Origin of the sequence: Streptomyces sp. LHD-70, assembly GCF_031157275.1 — a bacterium.
Taxonomy (GTDB): Bacteria; Actinomycetota; Actinomycetes; order Streptomycetales; family Streptomycetaceae; genus Streptomyces.
The window spans coordinates 133,759-156,492 of record NZ_JAVIFW010000003.1 but is presented as its reverse complement, the minus strand read 5'-3'; the positions used below and the strand labels follow the sequence as shown (position 1 = coordinate 156,492).

The 22,734-nt window shown below is 72.6% G+C and carries 21 protein-coding genes, 2 pseudogenes and 1 riboswitch; of the genes and pseudogenes, 17 read left to right on the top strand and 6 right to left on the bottom strand.

What is annotated here, in order from left to right:
- The first annotated feature begins 124 nt into the window (after positions 1–124).
- The 7 genes from RCO28_RS08840 to RCO28_RS08810 all read left to right on the top strand — a co-directional run bounded on the left by RCO28_RS08840 (position 125) and on the right by RCO28_RS08810 (position 7,084).
- Complete coding sequence (locus tag RCO28_RS08840; RefSeq protein WP_308940438.1) at positions 125–1,006, top strand: polysaccharide deacetylase; 882 nt, start codon at positions 125–127, stop codon at positions 1,004–1,006.
- Entirely contained in the window at positions 1,003–2,148 is a 1,146-nt protein-coding gene (locus RCO28_RS08835) for a C45 family peptidase (protein ID WP_308940437.1), read from the top strand. Before RCO28_RS08840 ends, RCO28_RS08835 begins: the two co-directional genes overlap by 4 nt.
- The gene (locus RCO28_RS08830; RefSeq protein WP_308940436.1) at positions 2,145–2,570 is read left to right on the top strand and encodes a VOC family protein; all 426 of its coding nucleotides are present in this window, start codon (positions 2,145–2,147) and stop codon (positions 2,568–2,570) included. The genes RCO28_RS08835 and RCO28_RS08830 overlap by 4 nt, the downstream gene beginning before the upstream one ends.
- The gene (locus tag RCO28_RS08825) at positions 2,567–3,358 is read left to right on the top strand and encodes an SDR family NAD(P)-dependent oxidoreductase (RefSeq protein WP_308940435.1); all 792 of its coding nucleotides are present in this window, start codon (positions 2,567–2,569) and stop codon (positions 3,356–3,358) included. The genes RCO28_RS08830 and RCO28_RS08825 overlap by 4 nt, the downstream gene beginning before the upstream one ends.
- Positions 3,359–3,407: 49 nt before the next feature.
- Entirely contained in the window at positions 3,408–4,418 is a 1,011-nt protein-coding gene (locus RCO28_RS08820; protein ID WP_308940434.1) for an aromatic ring-hydroxylating dioxygenase subunit alpha, read from the top strand.
- Positions 4,419–4,422: 4 nt separating this feature from the next.
- The gene (locus RCO28_RS08815) at positions 4,423–5,373 is read left to right on the top strand and encodes a PDR/VanB family oxidoreductase (RefSeq protein WP_308940433.1); all 951 of its coding nucleotides are present in this window, start codon (positions 4,423–4,425) and stop codon (positions 5,371–5,373) included.
- Between the two features lie 127 nt (positions 5,374–5,500).
- Complete coding sequence (locus RCO28_RS08810) at positions 5,501–7,084, top strand: APC family permease (protein ID WP_308940432.1); 1,584 nt, start codon at positions 5,501–5,503, stop codon at positions 7,082–7,084.
- On the opposite strand, the gene RCO28_RS08805 is transcribed toward RCO28_RS08810, so the two are convergent.
- Positions 7,038–8,501 carry a cytochrome P450 gene (locus tag RCO28_RS08805; RefSeq protein ID WP_308940431.1) on the bottom strand — a complete coding sequence of 488 codons (1,464 nt, stop codon included), beginning with the start codon at positions 8,499–8,501 and terminating at the stop codon, positions 7,038–7,040. The two genes, RCO28_RS08810 and RCO28_RS08805, sit on opposite strands and share 47 nt — an antisense overlap.
- A 153-nt stretch (positions 8,502–8,654) precedes the next feature.
- Between RCO28_RS08805 and RCO28_RS08800 the strand changes: the two genes are divergently transcribed.
- The 4 genes from RCO28_RS08800 to RCO28_RS08785 all read left to right on the top strand — a co-directional run bounded on the left by RCO28_RS08800 (position 8,655) and on the right by RCO28_RS08785 (position 12,785).
- Complete coding sequence (locus RCO28_RS08800) at positions 8,655–9,254, top strand: TetR/AcrR family transcriptional regulator (protein WP_308940430.1); 600 nt, start codon at positions 8,655–8,657, stop codon at positions 9,252–9,254.
- 179 nt (positions 9,255–9,433) lie between these two features.
- Positions 9,434–10,054 carry an L-threonylcarbamoyladenylate synthase gene (locus RCO28_RS08795; protein ID WP_308940429.1) on the top strand — a complete coding sequence of 207 codons (621 nt, stop codon included), beginning with the start codon at positions 9,434–9,436 and terminating at the stop codon, positions 10,052–10,054.
- Positions 10,055–10,131: 77 nt separating this feature from the next.
- A complete protein-coding gene (locus RCO28_RS08790; protein ID WP_308940428.1) occupies positions 10,132–11,586 on the top strand; it encodes a glyceraldehyde-3-phosphate dehydrogenase in 1,455 nt (484 codons plus the stop codon).
- An 89-nt stretch (positions 11,587–11,675) separates the two neighbouring features.
- The gene (locus RCO28_RS08785) at positions 11,676–12,785 is read left to right on the top strand and encodes an NADAR family protein (protein ID WP_308940427.1); all 1,110 of its coding nucleotides are present in this window, start codon (positions 11,676–11,678) and stop codon (positions 12,783–12,785) included.
- Between the two features lie 25 nt (positions 12,786–12,810).
- Here the strand turns inward: RCO28_RS08785 and RCO28_RS08780 are convergent, their stop codons facing one another.
- The 3 genes and pseudogenes from RCO28_RS08780 to RCO28_RS08770 form a co-directional block, all read right to left on the bottom strand.
- The gene (locus tag RCO28_RS08780; protein ID WP_308940426.1) at positions 12,811–14,361 is read right to left on the bottom strand and encodes a phosphatase PAP2 family protein; all 1,551 of its coding nucleotides are present in this window, start codon (positions 14,359–14,361) and stop codon (positions 12,811–12,813) included.
- A 48-nt stretch (positions 14,362–14,409) separates the two neighbouring features.
- On the bottom strand, positions 14,410–14,757 hold the full coding sequence (locus RCO28_RS08775) for a TrkA C-terminal domain-containing protein (RefSeq protein ID WP_374991123.1): 348 nt from the start codon (positions 14,755–14,757) through the stop codon (positions 14,410–14,412).
- A 119-nt stretch (positions 14,758–14,876) separates the two neighbouring features.
- Positions 14,877–15,155, bottom strand: a pseudogene (locus tag RCO28_RS08770) (SLC13 family permease); the annotation flags it as partial.
- Positions 15,156–15,533: 378 nt separating this feature from the next.
- On the opposite strand from RCO28_RS08770, the gene RCO28_RS08765 reads away from it, so the two are divergent.
- Both RCO28_RS08765 and RCO28_RS08760 read left to right on the top strand, forming a co-directional pair.
- Complete coding sequence (locus RCO28_RS08765) at positions 15,534–16,361, top strand: histidine kinase (protein WP_308940425.1); 828 nt, start codon at positions 15,534–15,536, stop codon at positions 16,359–16,361.
- The gene (locus tag RCO28_RS08760; protein WP_374991122.1) at positions 16,358–17,083 is read left to right on the top strand and encodes a response regulator; all 726 of its coding nucleotides are present in this window, start codon (positions 16,358–16,360) and stop codon (positions 17,081–17,083) included. Before RCO28_RS08765 ends, RCO28_RS08760 begins: the two co-directional genes overlap by 4 nt.
- A 145-nt stretch (positions 17,084–17,228) precedes the next feature.
- Here the strand turns inward: RCO28_RS08760 and RCO28_RS08755 are convergent.
- Positions 17,229–17,756 (bottom strand): annotated as a pseudogene (locus RCO28_RS08755) (DUF4872 domain-containing protein); the annotation flags it as partial.
- Between the two features lie 149 nt (positions 17,757–17,905).
- A riboswitch (cobalamin riboswitch) is annotated at positions 17,906–18,091 on the top strand.
- 28 nt (positions 18,092–18,119) lie between these two features.
- Between RCO28_RS08755 and RCO28_RS08750 the strand changes: the two are divergent.
- The 4 genes from RCO28_RS08750 to RCO28_RS08735 are packed head-to-tail and all read left to right on the top strand — an operon-like array spanning position 18,120 to position 20,832.
- Positions 18,120–18,833, top strand: coding sequence for an energy-coupling factor ABC transporter permease (locus RCO28_RS08750; protein WP_308940423.1), 714 nt, complete (start codon positions 18,120–18,122; stop codon positions 18,831–18,833).
- Positions 18,833–19,240 (top strand): energy-coupling factor ABC transporter substrate-binding protein, encoded by a 408-nt coding sequence (locus RCO28_RS08745; protein WP_308940422.1) that lies wholly within the window; start codon positions 18,833–18,835, stop codon positions 19,238–19,240. The genes RCO28_RS08750 and RCO28_RS08745 overlap by 1 nt, the downstream gene beginning before the upstream one ends.
- Before the next feature lie 6 nt (positions 19,241–19,246).
- Positions 19,247–19,996 carry a cobalt ECF transporter T component CbiQ gene (gene cbiQ / locus RCO28_RS08740; RefSeq protein ID WP_308940421.1) on the top strand — a complete coding sequence of 250 codons (750 nt, stop codon included), beginning with the start codon at positions 19,247–19,249 and terminating at the stop codon, positions 19,994–19,996.
- Entirely contained in the window at positions 19,993–20,832 is an 840-nt protein-coding gene (locus RCO28_RS08735) for an ATP-binding cassette domain-containing protein (RefSeq protein WP_308940420.1), read from the top strand. The genes cbiQ and RCO28_RS08735 overlap by 4 nt, the downstream gene beginning before the upstream one ends.
- Before the next feature lie 193 nt (positions 20,833–21,025).
- On the opposite strand, the gene RCO28_RS08730 is transcribed toward RCO28_RS08735, so the two are convergent.
- The gene (locus RCO28_RS08730; protein WP_308940419.1) at positions 21,026–22,684 is read right to left on the bottom strand and encodes an acyl-CoA dehydrogenase family protein; all 1,659 of its coding nucleotides are present in this window, start codon (positions 22,682–22,684) and stop codon (positions 21,026–21,028) included.
- Positions 22,685–22,734 lie beyond the last annotated feature (50 nt).

The following is a 22,734-nucleotide window of genomic DNA, read 5'->3' as shown; positions in this document are numbered from 1 at the left end:
CTTGAAGTTCACGGATCGCGCACCCTATGTTTCCTGGCGCGACGCAATGCGCATCGATTCGAGCACTCACCTGCGCATCGCGCATCTGTGTACGTCCTTGGCTACGCAACACCAGGAGACCCTCATGCCGCTGCCGCATCCCTCCCCCTCCCCCGAGCCACCCGAAGAGCCGGAGTTCGACTGGCCGGACGGCGCCGAGGCGGCCGTGTCCTTCACCTTCGACGTGGACGCCGAAGCGGGCTGGCTCGGCGAGGACCCGTCCTACGCCCGCAGGCTGACCACCCTCTCCGAGGGCCGCTACGGAGTCGTCCGCGGCATGCCCCGCATCCTCGCCCTGCTCGCCGAACACGGCATCCGCGGCACCTTCTTCGTCCCCGGCCACACGGCCGAGGTCCACCCCGGACTGGTCGCCGAGATCCTCGAGGGCGGGCACGAGGTCGCTCACCACGGGCACCTGCACCTGCGCAGCGACAAGATCTCCCCCGCCGACCAGCGCGCCGAGATCGAGAAGGGGCTCGCCGCTCTCGCCTCGGCCGGCGCACCCGTCCCGGTGGGTTACCGCTCCGCGTCCTGGGAGCTGACCCCGGAGACCTTCGACCTGCTCGTCGAGCACGGCTTCGGGTACGACTCCTCCTGCATGGGCGACGACCGCCCGTACTACGAGGTGCACGACGGCCGGGCGCTGCTCGAACTCCCGGTGCACTGGTCCCTCGACGACTGGCCCCGGTACGGCTGGAACATCGACACCGGCGGCAACACCGCCGCCCCGGGCGAGCTCTACACCTCCTGGCTCGCGGAGTACACGTTCGCGCGGGCCGAGCGGCGGCACGTGATCTACACGATGCACCCCGAGGTCATCGGCCGGCCCCAGCGCTTCGTCGAACTGGTCCGCCTGGTCGAGGAGATCTCCCGCCGCGGCGGCTCGTGGCAGGCGCCGCTGGCCGACGTCGCCGCCCGGGTACGGACTCGTCCGGCCCAGCCTCAGGCCACGGGGAGCGTGCAGTGAGCACGGTCCCGCCGCAGCCGCCCGTCCGGTTCGTCTCCACGGAAGCCGAACCCCGCGAGCGCGGCCGCGAGTTCGGCGAGACCTGGCGCGGCCGGGTGGCCGCCACGGTGGCCGGCTACCGGGACCTGTTCGCCCGCGGCGGCGTCCACGACCTGGCCGGGCCGGGGGCCGACGCGCTCGCCGCCGTGGAGCGCTGGGCGCCCGAACTGGCCGCGGAGATCCGGGGCATCGCCGAGGGCGCGGCCCTGCCCGTCACCGACGTGGCCGCCGTGAACGCCCGCACCGAGATCCTCGCCGGCGCCCGCGGCGGGGGCGAGTGCTCCACCGTGGTGGCCCTGGGCGGCCCCGGCGCCGAGCCTGTGGCCGTGCAGAACTGGGACTGGTACGCGGGCCTGGCCGACAACTGGCTGGAGTGGGAGATCCCGCAGGCCGAGGGGCGGCGCACCACGACCCTCACCGAGTTCGGCGTCGTCGGCAAGATCGGCGTCAACGACCGGGGCGTGGGCTGCCTGTTCAACATCCTGCACCACCGCGAGGACCGGCCGAAGGGCGGCGTTCCCGTCCATGTGATCGCCCGGCGGCTGCTCGACACCGCGTACACGGTGACCGACGCGCTGCGCACCGCCGGCACCGCGCCGGTCTCCGCGTCCACCACCCTGACCGTGGTCGGCGGCCTCGCGGCGGGCAGGACCGCGATCGCCTGCGAGCTGTGGCCGGGCGGCCCGGGGCACGTACTCCCGGACGCCGACGGGCTGTTGCTGCACACCAACCACTTCCTGACCCGGCCCGGCAGCGACGGCGACACCGAGCCGGTCACCGACCCCGACACCCTGGTCCGGTACGACGTGCTGCGCCGCGCCCTGCACGGCAAGGGCGCCACCCTCACCACCGAAGCGGCCGTGGACGCGCTCTGCGACCACACCGGCGGGCTCTGCGCCCACGCACCCGACGACCGGCCGGACGCGTTCCGCACGCTCGCCACCGTACGGATCGACTTCGCGACCCGCGCCCTGCACATCACCTCCGGACCGCCCTGCCTGCACCGCCCGGAACCGCACCCGGGATCCGGGTCAGGATCCGGCCCAGGACCCGAGACAGCCGACCCCGCCCCGTCCCCCGAACCGACAAGGAGCGCCGCATGATCCGGCTCAAGCGCATCGACAACATGGACATCCTCACCCACGACGTCCAGCGACTCGTGGACTTCTACCACGGCACCCTCGGCCTGCCGTTCCACCTGCCCTACGCGGCGGCCGAGGAGTGGGCCGCGATCGACCTGGGCAATCTCACGCTCTACCTCTTCAAGTCGGAGGCCGGCCGGCACGAGCCGCGCCGCACCGAGGTGAACGCGGAGAACGCACCCGGCTTCGACTCCGTCGCCTTCGAGGTCGACGACCTGGACGCGGCCGTAGCAGAACTCGACGGCCGCGTGGAGTGGGTGACGGACGATCAGATCGTCTGGAAGCACCCGTCGGGCACCTGGTACCGCTACCGCCCCTTCTACGACCCCGACGGCAACATGCTCTACGTCACCGAGCCGCACCAGGCCGAGGTGACCGCGTGAGCGCCGCCGACCGCACCCCCGCCGCCGGTCACACTCCCACCGCGGCCGAACTGACCGGCCGCCGCGCCCTGATCACCGGCGCCTCCCGCGGCATGGGCCGCGCGCACGCGCTCGCCCTCGCCGCCCGGGGCGCGGACCTCGCCCTCGCCGACATCGACGCGGCCGAACTCGCCGAGACCGCCGAGGCGGTGCGCGCCGCGGGCGGCACCGCGGTGGCACTCGGCGCGGACATCACCGACCGCGAGCAGGCCGAGAAGCTGGTGGCCGAGGCGGTCGCCGCACTCGGCGGGCTCGACATCCTGGTGCACAACGCGGGCCTGATCCACAGCATGACGGGCCTCGCCGACACCGCCGACGAGGACGTCGCCCGGCTGCTCGCCGTGAACATCTGGGCGCCGCTGCACCTCACCCGGGCCGCCCTGCCCGAGCTGCGGCGCAGCCCCGCGGCCCGGGTGATCTTCATCAACTCCCAGTGGGGGCAGGTCCCCGACGGCCACAGCTACGGCTACATGGTGTCCAAGGCGGGCCAGCTCGGCCTGATGAAGACCCTCGCCCAGGAGTTCGCGGCGGAGCGGATCATGGTCAACGCCGTGGCGCCGGGCGCGATCGCGACCCGCATGGTGCCGCCGGAGAACCATGACGCCGAGGTCGCCGCCGTGCCCGTCGGCCGGCTCGGGCAGCCCTCGGAGATCGCCGACGTGGTCGCGTTCCTCGCCGGGGACACCGGCGCCTTCATCACCGGCCAGACCGTCCCCGTCAACGGCGGCGCCCTCCTCGTGGGCATCTAGCCCACTCCTGTGCCGTCGTCAGCCCCAACACCCCCTGGAAGGACCCCAGATGACCTCCACCCTCACCAAACGGGAGCAGGCCGAGCACGCCATGCGGCGCTCCTGGTTCCCGGTGGCACGCTCCGTCGACCTCGACACCCCGCAGCCCGCCGTCCTGCTCGGCGAGCAGCTCGTCGTCTACCGCGACGAGGACGGCACGGCGCGCGTCACCGCCCGCCGCTGCCCGCACCGCGGCGCCGACCTCTCCCTCGGCAAGGTGCACGGGCGCTCCCTCGGCTGCCCGTACCACGGCTGGCAGTTCGACGGCGGCGACGGCCGCTGCACCCGGATCCCCTCGCTCGCCGACCAGAGCCGCATCCCGGCGAAGGCCGCGGTGCGCGTCCACCCCGCCGTCGAGCGCTTCGGCCATGTGTGGACGGTCCTCGACGAGCCCGTCGTAGAGCTGTACGACCCGGCGGCCTGGCGCGGCCGGGACCTGGAGTGGCTCGCGGCCGAGCCGCTGCACTCGCCCACCGGCGTCGCCGTCGCCGTGGAGAACTTCCGGGACGTGGCGCACTTCCCGTTCGTGCACCAGGTGTCGATGGGCCCGACGCCCGAGGTGGTGGAGCCCCTGGAGGTGCGCAGGGACGGGCTCGACGTGCACATGAGCCGCCCCCTGGAGGCGAGTTCGGGCGACTGGGCGGCGCAGGGCGACTGCCGGATGGACTACCAGTGCACCGCGCCGGGCTTCGCCAGCATCAGCTACCACTACGAGATCGCCGGGCTGCGCATCGTGGCCGGCTTCCCCTCGCCCGTCTCGTACGAGGAGGTGAAGATCTTCTGGGGGGTCGCCAACGAGCGGGACTTCAAGGGGGACTCCCTTGAGGAGTGTCTGCGCGTCGAGGAGATGGTGTACCTCGAAGACCTGCCGATCGTGGAGAACATCCAGCCGCGCGAGGTGCCGTGGGACGGCGAGGCCCCCGAGTTCTCGGCCCCCGCCGACCTGTTCACCCTCAACTACCGGCGTGCGTTCGGTGAGTTGATGCGCCGGGCCGCCGCGCCCGCCGGGGCCGAGGGGTAACGCGATGGCCACCACCCCGGACGCGCCGCCGGTGCTGCGCGTCGATGCCCTTGAGCGGGCGGCCGAGGGCGTGCTCGCCGTCACCCTGGCCGACCCCGACGGCGGGCGGCTCGCGCCGTGGGAGCCGGGCGCCCACGTGGATCTGCACCTGGCGCCCGGCCTGGTCCGCCCGTACTCGCTGTGCTCCGACCCGGCCGACCCGAGCCGCTACCGCGTGGGCGTGCTGCGCGTCCCCGACAGCCGGGGCGGCTCGGCGCGGGTGCACGAGGTGCTGCGCCCCGGCCACACACTGCCGGTGTCGCGGCCCCGCAACACCTTCCGACTGGCCGACGCCGAGCGGTACTTGCTGGTCGCCGGCGGCATCGGCATCACCCCGCTGCTGCCGATGGCCCACCGCCTCACCGCACTCGGCCGCCCCTGGAAGATGCTGTACGGGGGCCGTTCACGGGCGAGCATGGCGTTCCTCGGCGAACTGCCCGCCGACGCCGTCACGGTGGTCCCCGAGGACGAGGCGGGCCGGCCCGACCTGGCGTCGTTCCTCGCCTCCTGGCCGGACGCGGCCGCGTACGCCTGCGGCCCCGGGGGTCTCCTCGACGCCGTCCGCGCGCTGCACACCGGGCCGGTGCACACCGAGCGCTTCGCCCCGGCGGGCGGGCCGCCGCAGGACGGGCCGGGCGCGGGCGGACCGGCCGATTTCGCGCTCCGCCTGGAGCGCTCCGGCCTCGATCTGGTCGTGCCGGCGGACCGCAGCGTCCTGGAGACCGTGCGCGCGGCCGGGGTCGAGGCGGACTCCTCGTGCGAGCTGGGCATCTGCGGGGCCTGCGAGACCAAGGTGCTCGACGGCGTCCCCGACCACCGCGACGACCTGCTCACCGAGGCGGAGCGGGCGAGCGGCGGCACGATGATGATCTGCGTCTCCCGCTGCGCCGGCGAGCGCCTGGTCCTCGACCTGTGACCACGGCGACCACCCGCCCCCGTATGCCTCCTCTCCCCATGTGCCCCTGCCTGCCCGCACGTTCCTGTGCAGGGGGCCTCTCCCCATATCCCGTTCCCGTTCCCGCGCTCCCCGAAGGGGGCCTCTGATGTCATCCCCGAACCCCGGCGGCCCGGACCGAATGCCCGCGCTGCCCCAGAAGATGCACTGGTACGACGGCTTCGCCCTGACCCTCGCGATGCCCGCCGCGCTGATCGCCTCGCTCGGCGCCTCGATCGGCGGCCTCGGCGCTTGGGGCGCGCTCGCGCTCTGGGCCGTCTCGATGGTCCTCGCGGCCGCCGCCAACTGGATCTACCAGGAACTGGCCGCGATGTTCCCCGAGTCCTCCGGCGGCATCGCGGACTACGCCGCCGAGGCATGGAAGTCCCGCGCCCCCGTCGTCGGCCCGATCGCCGGCATCGGCTACTGGTTCCCCTGGACGACCGCGCTCGCCATCTACGCGAGCATCGTCGGCTCGCTCGTCCAGGCGCAGTGGTTCCCCGACCAGGACTGGTCGTACTCGTTCGGCCCGGCGACCGTGGACTTCCCCATCGCGGTCGGCCTCGTGGTGATCGTGCTGCTCTTCGGCGCCGCCATGGCCGGACTGCACGCCGCGATGTGGGTCGTGTACGTCACGGGCGGCATGCTCCTCGTCCCGCTCACGGTGTTCGTGGTCGGCCCGTTCGTGAGCGGTGACTGGTCGGCCGCGGGCCTGCACTGGAACCTGCACGGCGCCGCAGGTCTGCGTGAGGCGCTGGTGTGGCTGTACATCATGGCGTGGACGTCGTTCGCGGTGGAGGTCTGCCTGACCTTCGCCCCCGAGTACAAGGACACCGTGCGCGACACCTCGCGGGCGCTGCGGGCCGGCGTGCTGTTCTGCCTCGGGGTGTTCCTGCTGATGCCGCTGTCGCTCTCGGGATATCTGGGCGAGGCGAAGATCTCGGCGGAGCCGGTGACGTTCTACGTGGGGGCGTTCCAGCGGCTGATCGGCGGCGGGGCGGACCTGATGGTGGTCTTCCTGATCGGCTCGCTGCTGCTCATCATGATCACCGGCCTCGCCGACGGCTCCCGGGTCCTCTACCACATGGGCGTCCGGGGAACGACGATCCGGCAGGCCGGGGTGCTCACCCGGCGCGGGGTGCCCGCGCGGGCCCTGTGGGTCGCCCTCGTCCTCAACGTCCTGGCGATCACGGTCCTGCAGACGCCGCTGGCGATCATCGTGACCGGCAACCTCGGCTACATCCTGACGCACGTCCTGGCCCTCTCGGGCTTCGCCCTGCTTCGCCGCGACCGTCCGGACGCGGCCCGCCCGATCCGCCTCCCGGCGGTGTTCGTACCGATCGCCTGGCTGCTGGCGGCGCTGCTTCTGCTGGTCCTGGTGGTCGGCGCGACCGGCTTCGAGATCAGCGGGTACGGGGGCTACCGCGAACTCGCCGTGGCGCTGGGCGTCATGGCGGCGGGCGTGGGCCTGTGGCTCTACCGCACCAAGGTCCAGGACCGCCGCACCCCAACCCCGTCCGACCGCGCGTGCTCCGGGGCTGAATGTGCCCCGAAAGGGGCGCGGGGAACTGCGCGACCGGCCACGACGGCGCAGCAGCCGAACGACAGCGCCGCAGGCTTTCGGGAAGGGGCGGGTAGGGGAAGAATCAGCGCCGAGCCAGGTGCAGCCTCAACCCCTCCGGCATCAACGTGAGTCGCTCCGCGACCCGCAACCGGTACCCGGGATCACCCTGCAAGTCGTACCGGCGCAGCAGAAGACCGAGCACCAACACCGCCTCATGCAGCGCGAACTGCCGCCCGATGCAGGCCCGCGCCCCGGTGCCGAACGGCTTGAAGACATGCGCGGGCCTGGCCCGTACCGCCTTCGGGTCGAAGCGGTCCGGGTCGAACACCTCCGCGTCCTCGCCCCAGGCCTCCGGGTCGCGGTGCACGGTCATGGTGAGGACGAGCGCCCACGCCCCGCGCCGCATCGGGTGCTCGCCGCCGAGCACGGTGTCGTGCCGGGCCTCGCGGGCGAAGGCGGGCGCGGTGGGCCACAGGCGCAGGGACTCGTCGAGGACCCGCCGCAGATAGCGCAGCTTCGCCACGTCCTCGTACGCGGGGACGTCCTTGCCCGCCCACACCCGGTCCACCTCTTCCTGCGCGCGGGCGAGCACCTCGGGGTGGCGGGCGAGGTAGTGCAGGGCGAAGGAGAGCGCGCCCGAGGTGGTCTCGTGCCCGGCGACGAGGAACGTGATGACCTGCCGCCGGATGTTCTCGGCGGTGAGCCGCTCCCCCGTCTCCGGGTGGGCGACCTCCAGCATCCGGTCGAGCAGATCCCGCAGTTCACCGCTGCCGCCCTCGGCCCGGCGCGCGGCGACGACCTCGTCGACGGTGCGGTTCAGGTACGCCATGTCCGCGTCGTTGCGCCGGGTCGCCGCACGCAGGAGGACGGGGGCGAGCGCGGCGGGCACCGTGTTGCGGCGCTGGGCGAAGGCGAGGGTGCCGACCATCGCGGTCACGAAGGGGTGCGGGCGCTCCCGCTCGAACGAGCCGAAGTCGTACCCGAATCCGGTGCGCGCGATGGTCTCCAGGGTGAGCTTCGTCATGTCACCCGGCACGTCCACCGCCCTCCCGGTGCGCTCCCGCTCGTCCCAGCGCTCGGTGAGCCGGCCGGCCACGTCGAGCATCAGCCGGTGGTATCCGGCCATGGCGTCCCGGTTGAACCCCGGCGCGAGAATGTCGTGCGCCAGCTGCCAGTTGGGCTCGTGGTTGTACGCGGTGAACAGTCCGTCCCCGGCGACCGGCCGCAGGTTGGCCACGCCGAGCCCGACGTGCTTCGCGAACCGGGACTCGTCCGCCATGTCCGCCGCGAGCCCGGCCCCGCCGACGAAGACGATCTCCTTGCCGAAGGCCTTGCGCCGGAAGATCGGGCCGAGGTCGCGGGCGATGCGCAGGGAGTCCTGCACGGGGGTGCGCACGTTCGCCCCGACGACGTCTCCCATCAGCGGGATTCGGCGGGGCGGGTGCGGGATGCGGTCGAGCTCCGGCCAGCCCTGCTGCGCGCTGCGGAAGCCCTTGGGCAGAGCGGCTCCCCCGTCGCGCGCCGCCGCCTCGGTGATCTGCGCCATCTGCCCCAACTCCCCTGCCATGCCCGCCGATTGCGTTATTGCATCTCGGTTCAATAGACGTCACCAGTGTGGTCACGCCGCCGAATCGCCGTCAAGAACGTACGGCGGGGAACCTCGCTCCCCGCGCGGAACGGCGTCGAGTACGGTCCTGCCATGCCAGCGAACCGCAGCTCACGCACCCGCCGCCGGCTGAGCACCGAGGAACGCCGCGAGCAACTGCTCTCGGTCGGCTCGCGCCTGTTCGCGCAGAGTCCGTACGACGACGTGTGGATCGAGCAGGTCGCCGAGATCGCGGGAGTCTCGCGCGGCCTCCTGTACCACTATTTCCCGACAAAGCGGGAGTTCTTCGCCGCCGTCGTACGGCACGAGAGCGAGCGCATGCTGCGCCTGACCGCCGCCGTTCCGGGCCGCCCGCTGCGCGAGCAGATCGACGCGGGCATCGACCTCTTCCTCTCCTATGTCGAGCAGCACGCGGAGGGCTTCCGCGCCTTCCACCGGGCGCAGGCTGCGGGCGATCCGACGGTGCGCGAGGTGTATCGGGCCGCCCTGGCCGCGCAGGAGCAGCAGATCCTGGGCGCGCTCTCGACCGCCTCGGCCGACACGGCGGACGGCTCCGCGACACGGCTCGCCGTGCGTGGCTGGCTGTCGTTCCTGGTGACCGTCTGCCTGGACTGGCTGGACGAGCCGGACCTGGGACGGGACGAGGTCAGGGAGCTGTGCGCCCGCACGCTGCTCGGCGCGATCCGCGCGTAAGGCCCGGGAGGCGCGGGAGGCCGGGGAGGCCCGGGAGGCCCGGGAGACGCGGGAGACGCGGGAGACGCGGGGGCCGCGGGAGACGCGGGCAAACGGCCCGACCCTTGCCGGGCGGCAGGCACCGGCCCCGATCCGCGCGTGACGGCCCCCGCGCGGGTCCGATCCCATACGCTCGGCCAATGGCGAAGTACTTCGACGTGCACCCCGACAACCCGCAGCGGCGCATCATCACCAACGTGGCGGACAGCATCCGCTCCGGCGCCCTCGTCGCCTATCCGACCGACTCCTGTTTCGCCCTCGGCTGCCAGCTCGGCAACCGCGAGGGCATCAACCGGATCCGGTCCATCCGCGACCTCGACGAGCGCCACCACTTCACCCTGGTCTGCGAGAACTTCTCGCAGCTCGGCCAGTTCGTCTACTTCGACAACGACGTGTTCCGCGCGATCAAGGCGGCCACCCCCGGCAGCTACACCTTCATCCTGCCCGCGACGAAGGAGGTGCCGCGTCAGCTGATGCACCCGAAGAAGAAGACGGTCGGCGTGCGCATCCCCGACCACGTCGTCACCCAGGCGCTCCTCGCCGAGCTCGGTGAACCCCTGCTCTCCAGCACGCTGCTGCTGCCCGACGAGGACGAGCCGATGACCCAGGGCTGGGAGATCAAGGAGCGACTGGACCATGCCGTGGACGCGGTGGTGGACTCCGGCGACTGCGGCACCGAGCCGACCACGGTGATCGACTTCTCGGGCGGCGAGGCCGAGATCGTCCGCAGGGGCGCTGGCCCGACGACGCCCTTCGAGTAGGCCCACCGAGGCCCGTGGCGGTGCCCGGAACCGGGAGGGTTAGCATATGAGCACCGCCTAGCTCGAAAGATAAAAACGTGACTGTCAACGAGGACTCGTTCACCAACTGGAAGAACCGCGAGGAGATCGCGGAGTCGATGATCCCGATCATCGGGAAGCTGCACCGCGAGCGGGACGTCACCGTCCTGCTGCACAGCCGCTCCTTGGTGAACAAGTCGGTGGTCAGCATCCTGAAGACGCACCGGTTCGCGCGGCAGATCGCAGGCGAGGAGCTCTCGGTCACCGAGACGCTGCCGTTCCTGCAGGCCCTCACCACGCTCGACCTCGGCCCCTCGCAGGTGGACATCGGTCTGCTCGCCGAGGCGCACCGGGCCGACGACCGCGGTCTGTCCGTCGAGGAGTTCACCGCCGAGGCCGTCGCCGGCGCCACCGGTGAGAACAAGATCGAGCGCCGCGAGGGCCGGGACGTCGTCCTCTACGGCTTCGGCCGCATCGGCCGTCTCGTCGCCCGGCTCCTCATCGAGAAGGCGGGCTCCGGCAACGGCCTGCGGCTGCGCGCGATCGTCGTGCGCGGCGGCGGCGAGCGGGCCGCCGAGGACATCGTGAAGCGCGCCTCGCTGCTGCGCCGCGACTCGATCCACGGCCAGTTCCAGGGCACGATCACCGTCGACGAGGCGGGCGGCAAGATCATCGCCAACGGCAACGAGATCAAGATGATCTACGCCAACGACCCGTCCGAGGTCGACTACACGGCGTACGGCATCAAGGACGCCATCCTCATCGACAACACGGGCAAGTGGCGGGACCGCGAGGGCCTCTCCAAGCACCTGCGCCCCGGCATCGACAAGGTCGTCCTGACCGCCCCCGGCAAGGGCGACGTCCCGAACATCGTGCACGGCGTCAACCACGACATGATCAAGCCGGACGAGCAGATCCTGTCCTGCGCGTCCTGCACGACCAACGCGATCGTGCCGCCGCTGAAGGCGATGGACGACGAGTACGGCGTCCTGCGCGGTCACGTCGAGACGGTGCACTCGTTCACCAACGACCAGAACCTGCTTGACAATTACCACAAGGCCGACCGCCGTGGCCGCTCCGCGCCGCTGAACATGGTCATCACGGAGACCGGCGCCGCGTCGGCCGTCGCGAAGGCCCTGCCGGACCTGAAGGCGCCGATCACCGGCTCCTCGATCCGCGTGCCCGTGCCGGACGTCTCGATCGCGATCCTCAGCCTGCGCCTGGGCCGCGAGACCAACCGCGAGGAAGTCCTGGAGTACCTCCGCGACGTCTCGCTCAACTCGCCGCTGAAGCGCCAGATCGACTTCACGACCGCGCCGGACGCCGTCTCCATGGACTTCGTCGGCTCGCGTCACGCCTCGATCGTCGACGCCGGCGCCACGAAGGTCGACGGCGACAACGCGATCCTCTACCTCTGGTACGACAACGAGTTCGGCTACTCCTGCCAGGTCATCCGGGTCGTCCAGCACGTCTCGGGCGTCGAGTACCCGACATACCCGGCCCCGGCTGCCTGATCCGCCGCTCCGGGCTCCCGGTTCACCGCAGCGCCCGGTCCGCCGCCCCTACGGGGGTGGCGGGCCGGGCGCTGCGGCACAATCGCCGGATGCGCGAGAACCGGATCATCCATCGCACGGCGGACGGCGTCCGCATACCCGGCACCTGGCGGCACGCCTTCATCCACAACTTCGACTACCACCTCACCGACCTCTTCATCTACGCGGACGGCCTGATCGACTGCTGGGGCCTCGTCACCGTCGAGGAGTTCGCCGAGAAGCTGCGCCAGGGCTGGGTCGCCACCGAACTCCCCGAAGGCGCCAGGGCGTCCGGGCACGAGCTGGCCGCCTGGCAGTTCAGCGAGCCGAGCACCTGGCTGACGCCGGAGATCCTGCTGGCCGAAGTCCGGGACACCATCGAGCAGTTGAACCGCCGCCCCGACTCGACCGCCCGCTGCCTCGCCGCCGTCGACGTCTTCCTGGTCGAGCGCACCGAGGAGAACCGGGCCGCCGCCCGCGCCGCGTACCGGGCGATCCCCGTCACCCAACGCCGTTACGCCCTTGGCGACATGGACCGCAAGGACGGCCCGCTGCAGGTCCTCGTGGCCGGGGTCGGCGGCAGGACCGAGGACTGGCCGGACGAGCCGGTCACGCAGGAGGAGTACGACGAGGCCCTCGCGTACTTCGCGGAACGCGCGGCCTGGCGGGCCGAGCCCCCGCGCGTCCCGGTGGACGGACCGGACGCCTCGTTCGCCCCCGCGATCAAGCTCTACCAGTCGTTCCCGATGAAGCGGGTCGAGGACCCGGGCACCCGCGCTCTGCGCCACGAGTACCCCGCCCCGATCACCGTGGCGGGCGCCGGCTACCCGTCCGTCGCGCACGCCTACTGGGCCCTGTCCGTCGACGACCTCTCCGTACGGGCGGCGATCGCGGAGGCCGACACCGAGCACGCGGCCCGTACGCTCGCCGCCGACGCCCCACGCCGCGAGGGCTGGACGCACGCCCGTACGGCCGTGATGACCGGGCTGCTGCGCGCCAAGTTCACGCACGACGACCTGGCGGAGATCCTGCTCGCCACGGACGACGCGACCGTGATCTACGACGACGACTCGCACTTCTGGGGCGACAACGGCGGCCGGGGCCGCAACTGGTCGGGGCGGCTCCTCGAACTCGTCAGGTCCGAACTGCAGGCACGGCGGGCCGGGATCGAACCGAACTGACCCGGCCCCGGCCCCGGCGCGCGGCTCAGTGGTCGAGGCGCGGGGACTCCGTGAGCGGTCGGTAGACCGTCAGCGCTTCCGGCAGCTTGTCGACGCGGAAGGCCCTCGGGGCGTCCGTGACCTCGCCGTCGTACGCCATCCGCGTGCCCTCGGCCAGGCCCGACACCAGGAGGCGGGGCACATGGGCCGCGGCGTACGTACGGGTCCTGGCGACGCCGCCGACCAGGGCCGTGGCGAGCAGGCGGGTGCGGGCGAGGTGGCCGCCGTGGGCGATGCGGATGTCGAGGAGGCCGTCGGAGAGGTCGTGGCGGCGCATCGGGGTGATGCCGAGGCTTTGGTAGACGCCGTTGCCGGCGAACAGCAGCCACATGGCGCGGCGGCGGCCGTTCACCACGGCCCGCATCGGGTGCGCGGTGCGCAGGACCTTCGCGATGCCGAGCAGCGTCGCGGCGGGGCCGCCGATCCTGGGCGACCAGTGCTCGCGGAGCCGGACCAGGTCCGGGTACGCGCCGAGGCTGAACGTGTTGAGGAAGTACGCCGGTTCGGCCTCGGCGTCCGGCGCGGCGGCCTGGTCGGTGAGCGGGGTGATGCGGCCTACGTCGACGCGTACGGCGTGCCCGTTCGCAACCGCGGTACAGGCGTCCGGGATGGTGTCGACGCCCAGGTCGGACGCGAAGTGGTTGAACGTGCCGCCGGGCAGCACGAGCAGCGGGACCCCGGACCTGAGGGCCGGTTCGACGGCCGCGTTGACGGTGCCGTCGCCGCCGCACACGCCCAGCACTCCGCCCTTGCGGGCCGCGTCCCGAGCCGCCGCCTCCAGGACATCGGGCAGCGGCCCCGCCTCGTCGTCGTACAGGATGATCTCGGCGCTCGGCAGCATCGACCTCAACTGGCGTACGGGATCGACGAGTTGGGGCTGCGCGCCGGACGAGGGGTTGACGACCACGTACAGGCCGTCGCCGTCCGGGAGCGCGGGGGCGGACTCCTGCTGGCGGGCGGGCGGCGGGAGCTGGTCGCGGGAGGGCACGAGGCCGCGCACGGCGAACGCGGCGGTCACGCCGAGGGCGGACCCGACGAGGACGTCGCTCGGGTAGTGCACGCCGGTGTAGATGCGGGAGAACGCGACGGAGAACGCCACGGGCGCGAGGACCGCGCCCCAGCCGCGCGACTCCAGGGCCGCACCGGCGGCGAAGGCGGCCGCGGACGCCGAGTGACCGGACGGGAAACTGCTGGTCAGGGGCTGGTGCGGCAGGTGCCGGATGACGGGGACGGCGTCGAGGACCGGGCGGGTGCGGCGCACGGCGCCCTTGCCGAGCGTGTTCACGGTCGCCGAGGCGAGGGCGAGCGAGGCGATACCGCGCACGGCCGCCCGCCGCCCGCGCGCCCCGCCGAGCGCCCACATGCCGAGGGCGGCCCCGCCCCAGAGCAGCCCGTGGTTGGCGGCTCGGCTCAGCCGCGGCAGCACCGGCTCGGCGGCCGGCCAGGGCCGCATCGCGACCTGCCGGAACACGGTGTGGTCGGCGTGCCTCAGGAGGCCGCGGAGTGAGCGGACGGAACGGTTCGCGGATGTGGCCATGACTCCTTGATACCCGGCGCGTCCCCTTTCCTGCGCGGGCCCCTCTCCTCAGCCCCGCCCCGCACCCCGTACCGCCTCCCGCCAGGTCCCGTTCTGTTCCGGATCTCCCGTTTCGCCCAGCCAGTGGGCGAGGCGGCCGCGGCGGCCCACGGCGCGGAGGCGGCGCTCGGTGCGCTCGCCGGCTTCCGGGGTGGTGATGAGCAGCAGCTCGTCGCCGGTGCGGAGCACCGTGTCCGGTCCCGGTACGAGGGCGGTGCCGTCGCGGACGATCAGGGTGACGGCGGTCGGCTGCGGCAGCCGCAGCTCGAAGACGGCGACGCCGGCGAGCCGTGATCCGGGCGGGACGGTCGCGGTGAGCAGGTCGGCGTGCAGGACGTCCAGGAGCGCGGTCTCCACCTGTACGTCGTGCAGCGCGTCCGCGCGGGTCAGCCCCAGGCCGCGGGCTACGGCGGGCAGCGTCGGGCCCTGGACCAGGGTGAAGAAGGCGACCAGGACGAAGACGGTATTCAGGAGGTGCCGCGCGCGCGTTTCGCCGCCCAGATCGCGATGAACTCGAAGATCCCGGTCCGCTTGAGGACCGCGACGATGAGCATCATGCCGAGCAGCAGGACGATGACGTTCCAGTCGATCCCCGCGTGCTCGGAGAAGAACGCGTGCTCCGGGTCGGTCGCCCCGATCACCAGCATCACGACGGCACCGCCCAGCGCGGCGGCCACCCGGTGCACGAACTCGGTGGCGATCAGCACGTAGACGACGGCGAAGACGGCCACGGCCAGCCAGGCGGTCAGGCTCATGGCCGCTCCTCCCTGTGGTCGGCTCCTCAAGGCCCAGCCCCGTCGTCGGCTCCTCAAGGGCCCAGCCCTGCCGTCGGCTCCTCTAGGGCCCAGCGCGCGGAGGCCGCCATTCCACCCTCGTTGCGACCCCCCGCCCGGAACCATCGGGGTCGGCACGGGCACCCATATCGGGGTGGGGGAAACGTGCACCTCGCGCACCTCGTGCGCCGCGAGGGCTCCCGCTCACGCGGGCGTCTCACACGGCTCCCGTACCAGATGGGTGGTGGCCCCGATGGACAGATCCACTGCTCGGCGCGGAGGCTGGCTGGTGCAGCAACCAACGACGGACCTGGTGCAGCAACCAACGACGGACATCGACCCCGAGGAGCCCGCACACCCGTGTCCCTGTTCTGGCGGATCTTCCTGCTCAACGCCTCGGTGCTCTTCGCGACCGCCTCGCTGCTGCTGCTCGGGCCGGTCACCGTGTCCACGCCGGTGCTCCTGACCGAGGCGCTGATCCTGGGTGCCGGGCTCGTCGTGATGCTGATCGCCAACGCCGCGCTGCTGCGGGTCGGGCTCGCGCCGTTGCAGCGGCTGACGCGGGCGATGACCACGACGGACCGTCCGCGGCCCGGCAGCCGCCCGGCGGTGTCCGGGCACGGCGAGGTAGCGGGCCTGATCGAGACGTTCAACACCATGCTGGACCGCCTGGAGGCGGAGCGGGCCGCGAGCAGCGGGCTCGCCCTGTCCGCGCAGGAGGCGGAGCGCCGCCGGATCGCCCAGGAGCTGCACGACGAGATCGGCCAGTCCCTCACCGTGGTCCTGCTCGGCCTGAAGACCGCCGCCGACCACGCCCCTGCCACGCTCCGCGCGGAGCTGCACCAGGTGCAGGAGACCACCCGCAGCAGCCTCGACGAGATCCGCCGGATCGCCCGCCGCCTGCGCCCCGGTGTCCTGGAGGAGCTGGGCCTGACGAGCGCGCTGCGGACCCTGTCCGGCGAGAGCACCACCCCGGACCGCCTGACCGTGCGCCACCACTTCGACGCCGACCTGCCGCAACTCGGCCCGGACGAGGAGCTGGTGCTCCACCGGGTCGCGCAGGAGAGCCTCACCCACATCGTGCGCCACTCCGGCGCCCGCCACGCCCACCTCGACGTGGGGCCGGGCCCGGACGGCGCCGGCACGGAGATCCGACTCATGACGCCGCTGCGCGAGAGGGCCAAGTGACCATGCCCGAGCTCCCCAACTCCGCCGCCACGCCCGGCACTTCGCCCGAGCGGTTCCCGCGTACGCCGCGTACGCCGCCCACACGGATCCTGCTCGCGGACGACCACGCGCTCGTCCGCCGAGGGGTGCGCCTGATCCTCGACAGCGAGCCGGACCTGATGGTGGTCGCGGAGGCCGGGGACGGTGCCGAGGCCATCGAGCTGGCCCGTGCGGACGCCCCCGACCTGGCCATCCTCGACATCGCGATGCCCCGGCTCACCGGCCTCCAGGCGGCCCGCGAGCTGGCCCGGCTGCTGCCGCAGACCCGGATCCTGATCCTGACGATGTACGACAACGAGCAGTACTTCTTCGAGGCGCTGCGGGCCGGGGCGTGCGGCTATGTCCTCAAGTCCGTCGCCGACCGCGACCTCGTCGAGGCCTGCCGGGCGGCGATGCGCGACGAGCCGTTCATCTACCCGGGTGCGGTCAACGCCCTGATCCGCAACTTCCTGGACCGGGCCAAGGACGGCGCGGACCTCCCGACGAGGACGATCACGGACCGCGAGGAGGAGATCCTCAAGCTGGTCGCCGAGGGCCACACCTCGCAGCAGATCGCGGACCTGCTCGTCATCAGCCCCAAGACCGTCGAACGCCACCGCGCCAACCTGCTGCAGAAGCTCGGCCTGCGCGACCGCCTGGAACTCACCCGGTACGCGATCCGCTCAGGCCTGATCGAACCCTGAACCGGCCTGCGCGCGGCCCCGGCCAGGGTGCGCGGATGACCAACTCCCCCGCGCACGCTGGAGTACAGCTTCTTCCCGCCGCAGGCGGACTGCCAGTACACCAGCGGCATGACCGAACAGCTCAACCCCGGCTGGGCGTGGGGCCTCACTCGCGTAGGCGGCTCAACTCCTGCATGGCTTCCCGCTCCAGGCGGGACAGCTCGCCGAGGAGCCTGCCCGCCCGGTCGAGGCCCTGCTGGTCGCCCGCTTCACCGGCCGCGCTGATGAGTGCCGCGACCTCCGTCCAGAGGGCGGCCGCCTCGGTGTACATCCGGTGGCCGGTGCGCAGGTGGCTGTCGTCGACGTGCTGGGTGCACTCGGCGAGGAAGTCCCGGTAGAGGTTGCGGAACAGGGCGCCGCCGGTACCGGCCTTCTCCATCAGGAGCGCCGCCCGGGGCAGGTCCCGTTCCGGGGCGGCGGTGCGCCGGAGCCAGGTGCGCACCAGCTTTCCGGCCTTCGCGATGCCACGGTGGCCGAGGTTGGCGATGGGCGGGTCGAGGAAGGCGTCCGCGCAGGCGGTGACGGCGGGAACGATCCGCTCCCGTGGCAAGGGAGAACTCCCCGGCACGGCAAGGGTGAACGACCGGTGCCTGGCGGACATCGGTCCGCGCGCGGCCCTGGCCCGCCTTATTGCAAATCATGTGCAGCCTGCGCGCTAACAGCGGGAAGGTGCCGTTGTTGAACAGGCGATGGTCCTAGGCCCCGGGGGTGGGGCTCCGGTGGGTCACGCGAGTGGGCCGTTCTGGTTGCCGGACAAGGGGAGGGCAGGTCTGGGAAGTTCGTGTAGGGTCGCGTCGCCTTGGTGTACGGGAAAGCCGGTGTGATGCCGGTGCGGCCCTCGCCACTGTGATCGGGAAGTCCGGCTCCAGCCCTCAGGGGCAGCCACTGGGCGCGTCAGCGCCCGGGAAGGCGGAGTCCGGGCGGTACGACCCGTAAGCCAGGAGACCGGCCAAGGCACGTTGCCATCCACGAGGTGCTGGAGAGGGTCTGCTGAGCCATGCACATAGCCGAAGGTTTTCTGCCACCGGCACACGCGATCGCCTGGAGCGTCGCGTCCGCCCCGTTCGTCGTCCAGGGAGTGCGCTCCCTCACACGTGAAGTCAAGGAACACCCCGAGAGCACCCTGCTCCTCGGCGCCTCCGGGGCCTTCACCTTCGTCCTTTCCGCCCTGAAGATCCCCTCGGTGACGGGCAGTTGCTCGCATCCGACGGGCACAGGGCTCGGCGCGATCCTGTTCCGGCCGCCCATCATGGCCGTCCTCGGGACGATCACGCTGCTGTTCCAGGCGCTGCTGCTCGCCCACGGCGGCCTCACGACCCTGGGCGCCAACGTGTTCTCCATGGCGATCGTCGGGCCCTGGGCCGGGTACGCCGTGTACCGGTTGCTCAGGCGGTACGACGTGCCGCTGATGGTCGCCGTGTTCTTCGGGGCGTTCGTCGCCGACCTGTCGACGTACTGCGTCACCAGCGTCCAGCTCGCCCTGGCGTTCCCGGACCCGGGCAGCGGATTCCTCGGCGCGCTGGCCAAGTTCGGTTCCATCTTCGCCGTCACGCAGATCCCGCTGGCCGTCAGCGAGGGCCTGCTCACCGTCCTGGTGATGCGCCTCCTGGTGCAGTCGAGCAAGGGCGAACTCACCCGGCTCGGCGTGCTGTTGACCCGCAAGCAGCAGGACAAGCAGGAGAAGGAAGAAGAGACGGGGGCCGACGCCTGATGAGCCGCAACGCCAAGATCAATACGATTCTGCTCCTCGTCGTCGCCGCCCTCGCGGTGCTGCCCCTGGCCCTCGGCCTCGGCGACCACAAGGAGGAGCCGTTCGCGGGCGCCGACGCCGAGGCCGAGACCGCCATCACAAAGATCGACCCGGACTACGAGCCCTGGTTCTCACCGCTGTACGAACCGCCGTCCGGCGAGGTCGAGTCGGCGCTCTTCGCGCTGCAGGCGGCGATCGGCGCGGGCGTCCTCGCGTACTACTTCGGGCTGCGCAAGGGCCGGAGGCAGGGCGAGGAGCGCGCCGCCTCGGCCACAGAGAAGCGCGCCGCCTCGGCCACATCCGCGAAGCCCGGACCCTCGGCCACATCCGCGAAGCCCGGACCCTCGGCCGGGTCCGAGCAGGGCTAGCCGCTCGTGCTGCCCATCGACGCGGCGGCGCACAGCAGTCGCTGGCGCCGCCGCCACCCCGTGGACAAGGCCGTGCTCGGGCTCGGCCTGACCGTGCTCGCGATCTCCCTGCCGCCGTGGCCCGGTGCCGCGCTGGTGCTCGCCGCCGCGCTCGCGCTGCTGCTCGGGCCGGCCGGGGTGCCGCCTCGCAAACTCTGGCGCGCGTACCGGATCCCGCTCGGCTTCTGCGTGACCGGCGCCCTGACGCTCCTCGTCCAGGTCGGCGGGCCGGGCGGCCTTGTGGGTCTGGCGGACGGCGGTCCCGTACGGGCCGGTGAGCTGCTCCTGCGTACGTCGGCGGCCTCGCTCGGGGTGCTGCTGCTCGCGTTCACCACGCCGCTGTCGGATCTGCTGCCGCGACTGGTCAGGGCCGGTGTGCCCGCGCCGGTGGTGGACGTGGCGCTCGTGACGTACCGGATGAGCTTTCTGCTCCTCGACTCCATGAGCCGCGTCCGGCAGGCGCAGGCCGCGCGGCTCGGGCACACCACGCGCGCGGCGGCCTGGCGGTCCCTCGCGGGGCTCGGTGCGACGGCGTTCGTGCGGGCCTTCGACCGGGCGAGCCGGCTGCAGGCGGGGCTCGCGGGGCGCGGGTACGACGGCACTCTGCATGTGCTCGTGCCCGACGTGCGGGTCTCGCGTCGCTTCGTCGGGGCGAGCCTCGCGCTGCTGCTCGCCCTGGCGGCCCTCACTCTCGTACTGGAAAGGCTGCTGCCATGAGCGTGCCCCTGGTCTCCCTGCGGGGTGCCCGCTACGCCTACGAGGACGGCCCGACCGTGCTCGACGGGCTCGACTTCGACGTCCCCGAGGGCCGGGCCCTCGCCCTGCTCGGCCGCAACGGCAGCGGCAAGACCACGCTGATGCGGCTGCTCAGCGGTGGACTGCGGCCGGACGCAGGGCAGTTGAGCGTCGACGGCACCCCGGTGACGTACGGCCGCAAGGGGCTGCTCCGGCTGCGCACCAGCGTGCAGCTGGTGGTGCAGGACCCGGACGACCAGCTGTTCGCGGCGTCCGTCGCGCAGGACGTGTCGTTCGGTCCGCTCAATCTGGGGCTGCCCGAGCCGGAGGTGCGCGCCCGGGTCTCCGAGGCCCTGGCGGCCCTCGACATCACCGGCCTCGCGGACCGGCCCACGCACCTCCTTTCGTACGGGCAGCGCAAGCGCACCGCGATCGCCGGGGCCGTGGCGATGCGGCCGCGCGTCCTGATCCTCGACGAGCCCACGGCCGGGCTCGACCCCGACGGGCAGGAGCGGCTCCTCGACACGCTTGAGGGGTTGCGGGCCACGGGTACGACGGTCGTCATGGCCACCCACGACGTGGACCTCGCGCTGCGCTGGGCGGATGACGCGGCGCTGCTGACTCCGTCGGGGGTGCGGTGCGGTCCGGGCCCGGTGATGCTGGCCGACCGTTCCCGCCTTGCGGAGGCGGGGTTGCGGTTGCCGTGGGGGGTGGCGGTGGAGTCGCTGCTGCGGGGGCGGGGGTTGGTGCCGGGTGGTGGGGAACTGCCGCGTACGGCGGAGGAGTTGGCGGGGTGGATGGTGCGGCGCGAGGGGTGATTGTCCCCCTGCCCGCCCCTTCCCGAAAGTCCTCAGCGGACAGCTCCGGGGCTGCGCCCCGGGCCCCCTTCCCGGGGCTGCCGCCCCTGGACCCCGCTTCGCGGCCGTTCGGCTGTCGCGCCGTCGTGGCTGGTCGCGCCCCGCGGCGGAGCCGCAAAGGTCACAGCCCCGCGCCCCTATCGGGCCCCACCGCTCACGCGGGCAGCCGCTCCAGGATTGCCGTGAAGTCCGTCCCCGGCGCCAGTGTCCCGAAGGCCAGGCCCTGGTCACCGGCGAGTCGGGAGGCGCAGAACGCGTCGGCGACGGCTGCGGGCGCGTGCCGTACGAGGAGGGAGCCCTGTAGGACGAGCGCCGCGCGTTCGATGACGCGGCGGGCGCGCAGCGGGGCGTCCTCGGTGAGGACGAGCTGGTCCTGCAACTCCCGCCAGGCCGCGTCGAGTCGGGCGTCGGCGCCGGCCGCGGACTCGATCTCCGTACGGAACGCCTCCAGGGACTCCGGTTCGCGGGTCATGGCGCGCAGCATGTCGAGCGCGTTGACGTTGCCGGAGCCCTCCCAGATGCCGTTGAGCGGGGCCTCGCGGTAGAGCCGCGGCATGCCGGAGGCCTCGTCGTAGCCGTTGCCGCCGAGGCACTCCAGGGTCTCGGCGACGATCGTGGGCTGGCGCTTGCACACCCAGTACTTGGAGACGGCGGTGGCCAGGCGCAGGAACGCGCGCTCCTGGGCGTCGCCCCGCTGCGCCCGGTCGGCGGCCCCGGCGAGGCGCAGGCCGAGGGTGGTGGCCGCCTCCGACTCCAGGCCGAGGTCGGCGAGGACGTTCCGCATCAGCGGCTGGTCGATGAGCTTGGCGCCGAAGACCGAGCGGTACCGGGTGTGGTGGGCCGCCTGCGCGAGGGCCTCGCGGATATGGCCCGCGGAGCCGAGGACGCAGTCGAGGCGGGTCATCGTGACCATCTCGATGATGGTCCGCACACCCTTGCCCTCGGCCCCGACGAGCCACGCCACGGTGTCGTCGAACTCCGGCTCGCTGGAGGCGTTGGAGCGGTTGCCGAGCTTGTCCTTGAGGCGCTGGATGCGGAAGGTGTTGCGGCTGCCGTCGGGCAGGACGCGCGGCACGAGGAAGCAGGAGAGCCCGCCGGGCGCCTGGGCGAGGACGAGGAACAGGTCGTTCATCGGGGCGCTGGTGAACCACTTGTGGCCGCGCAACCGCCAGGTCCCGTCGGCCTGTTCGGTCGCGGCGGTGGTGTTGGCGCGGACGTCGGTGCCGCCCTGCTTCTCGGTCATGCCCATCCCGGCGAGCAGCCCGCGCTTGCCAGTGGGGGTGCGCAGTCCCGGGTCGTAGACGGTGCTGGTGAGCAGCGGCTCGTACGTCTTGGCGAGGTCGGGGGCGTGGCGCAGGGCGGGGACGACGGCGTAGGTCATGGAGACCGGGCACATGTGGCCCTGCTCCAGCATGGTGGCCACCATGAACGTCGCGGCGCGCGCGACATGTGCGCCGGGCCGCTCGTCCGCCCACGCGGAACCGGCCGCGCCCGCGCCGACGGTGGCGGTGAGCAGGGAGTGGTACGCGGGGTGGAAGTCGACCTCGTCGACGCGGTTGCCGTAGCGGTCGTGGGTGCGCAGTTCAGGCTCGAAGCGGTTGGCCTGGTCGGCCCAGGTGCGGGCCTCCTCGCTGCCGGCGAACCGGCCGAACGTGTGCAGGTCGTCGAGGTGCCACGCGGCGCCCTCGCGGCGTACGCCCTCAATCAGGACCGGGTCGTCGGCGGCGTCGTGGCCCGTCAACGGGGGTGCCTGGTTGGTGACTTGGTGGGTCACGGCGGTGGGGTGGCTGCTCGGGGCGGCGGCCGTGGTCATGGGGCTCCTCCGTAGGGCTTTCGCGGGACTTCCGTAGGACTTGCGTGGGA

Coding starts and splice junctions, on each gene's coding strand:
- RCO28_RS08800 (WP_308940430.1), top strand. CDS start 8,655: ATGCCAGCGAACCGCAGCTCACGCACCCGCCGCCGGCTGAGCACCGAG.
- RCO28_RS08735 (WP_308940420.1), top strand. CDS start 19,993: ATGAGCGTGCCCCTGGTCTCCCTGCGGGGTGCCCGCTACGCCTACGAG.
- RCO28_RS08820 (WP_308940434.1), top strand. CDS start 3,408: ATGACCTCCACCCTCACCAAACGGGAGCAGGCCGAGCACGCCATGCGG.
- RCO28_RS08730 (WP_308940419.1), bottom strand. CDS start 22,684: ATGACCACGGCCGCCGCCCCGAGCAGCCACCCCACCGCCGTGACCCAC.
- RCO28_RS08785 (WP_308940427.1), top strand. CDS start 11,676: ATGCGCGAGAACCGGATCATCCATCGCACGGCGGACGGCGTCCGCATA.
- RCO28_RS08830 (WP_308940436.1), top strand. CDS start 2,145: ATGATCCGGCTCAAGCGCATCGACAACATGGACATCCTCACCCACGAC.
- RCO28_RS08810 (WP_308940432.1), top strand. CDS start 5,501: ATGTCATCCCCGAACCCCGGCGGCCCGGACCGAATGCCCGCGCTGCCC.
- RCO28_RS08805 (WP_308940431.1), bottom strand. CDS start 8,501: ATGGCGCAGATCACCGAGGCGGCGGCGCGCGACGGGGGAGCCGCTCTG.
- RCO28_RS08815 (WP_308940433.1), top strand. CDS start 4,423: ATGGCCACCACCCCGGACGCGCCGCCGGTGCTGCGCGTCGATGCCCTT.
- RCO28_RS08840 (WP_308940438.1), top strand. CDS start 125: ATGCCGCTGCCGCATCCCTCCCCCTCCCCCGAGCCACCCGAAGAGCCG.
- RCO28_RS08795 (WP_308940429.1), top strand. CDS start 9,434: ATGGCGAAGTACTTCGACGTGCACCCCGACAACCCGCAGCGGCGCATC.
- RCO28_RS08750 (WP_308940423.1), top strand. CDS start 18,120: ATGCACATAGCCGAAGGTTTTCTGCCACCGGCACACGCGATCGCCTGG.
- RCO28_RS08745 (WP_308940422.1), top strand. CDS start 18,833: ATGAGCCGCAACGCCAAGATCAATACGATTCTGCTCCTCGTCGTCGCC.
- RCO28_RS08780 (WP_308940426.1), bottom strand. CDS start 14,361: ATGGCCACATCCGCGAACCGTTCCGTCCGCTCACTCCGCGGCCTCCTG.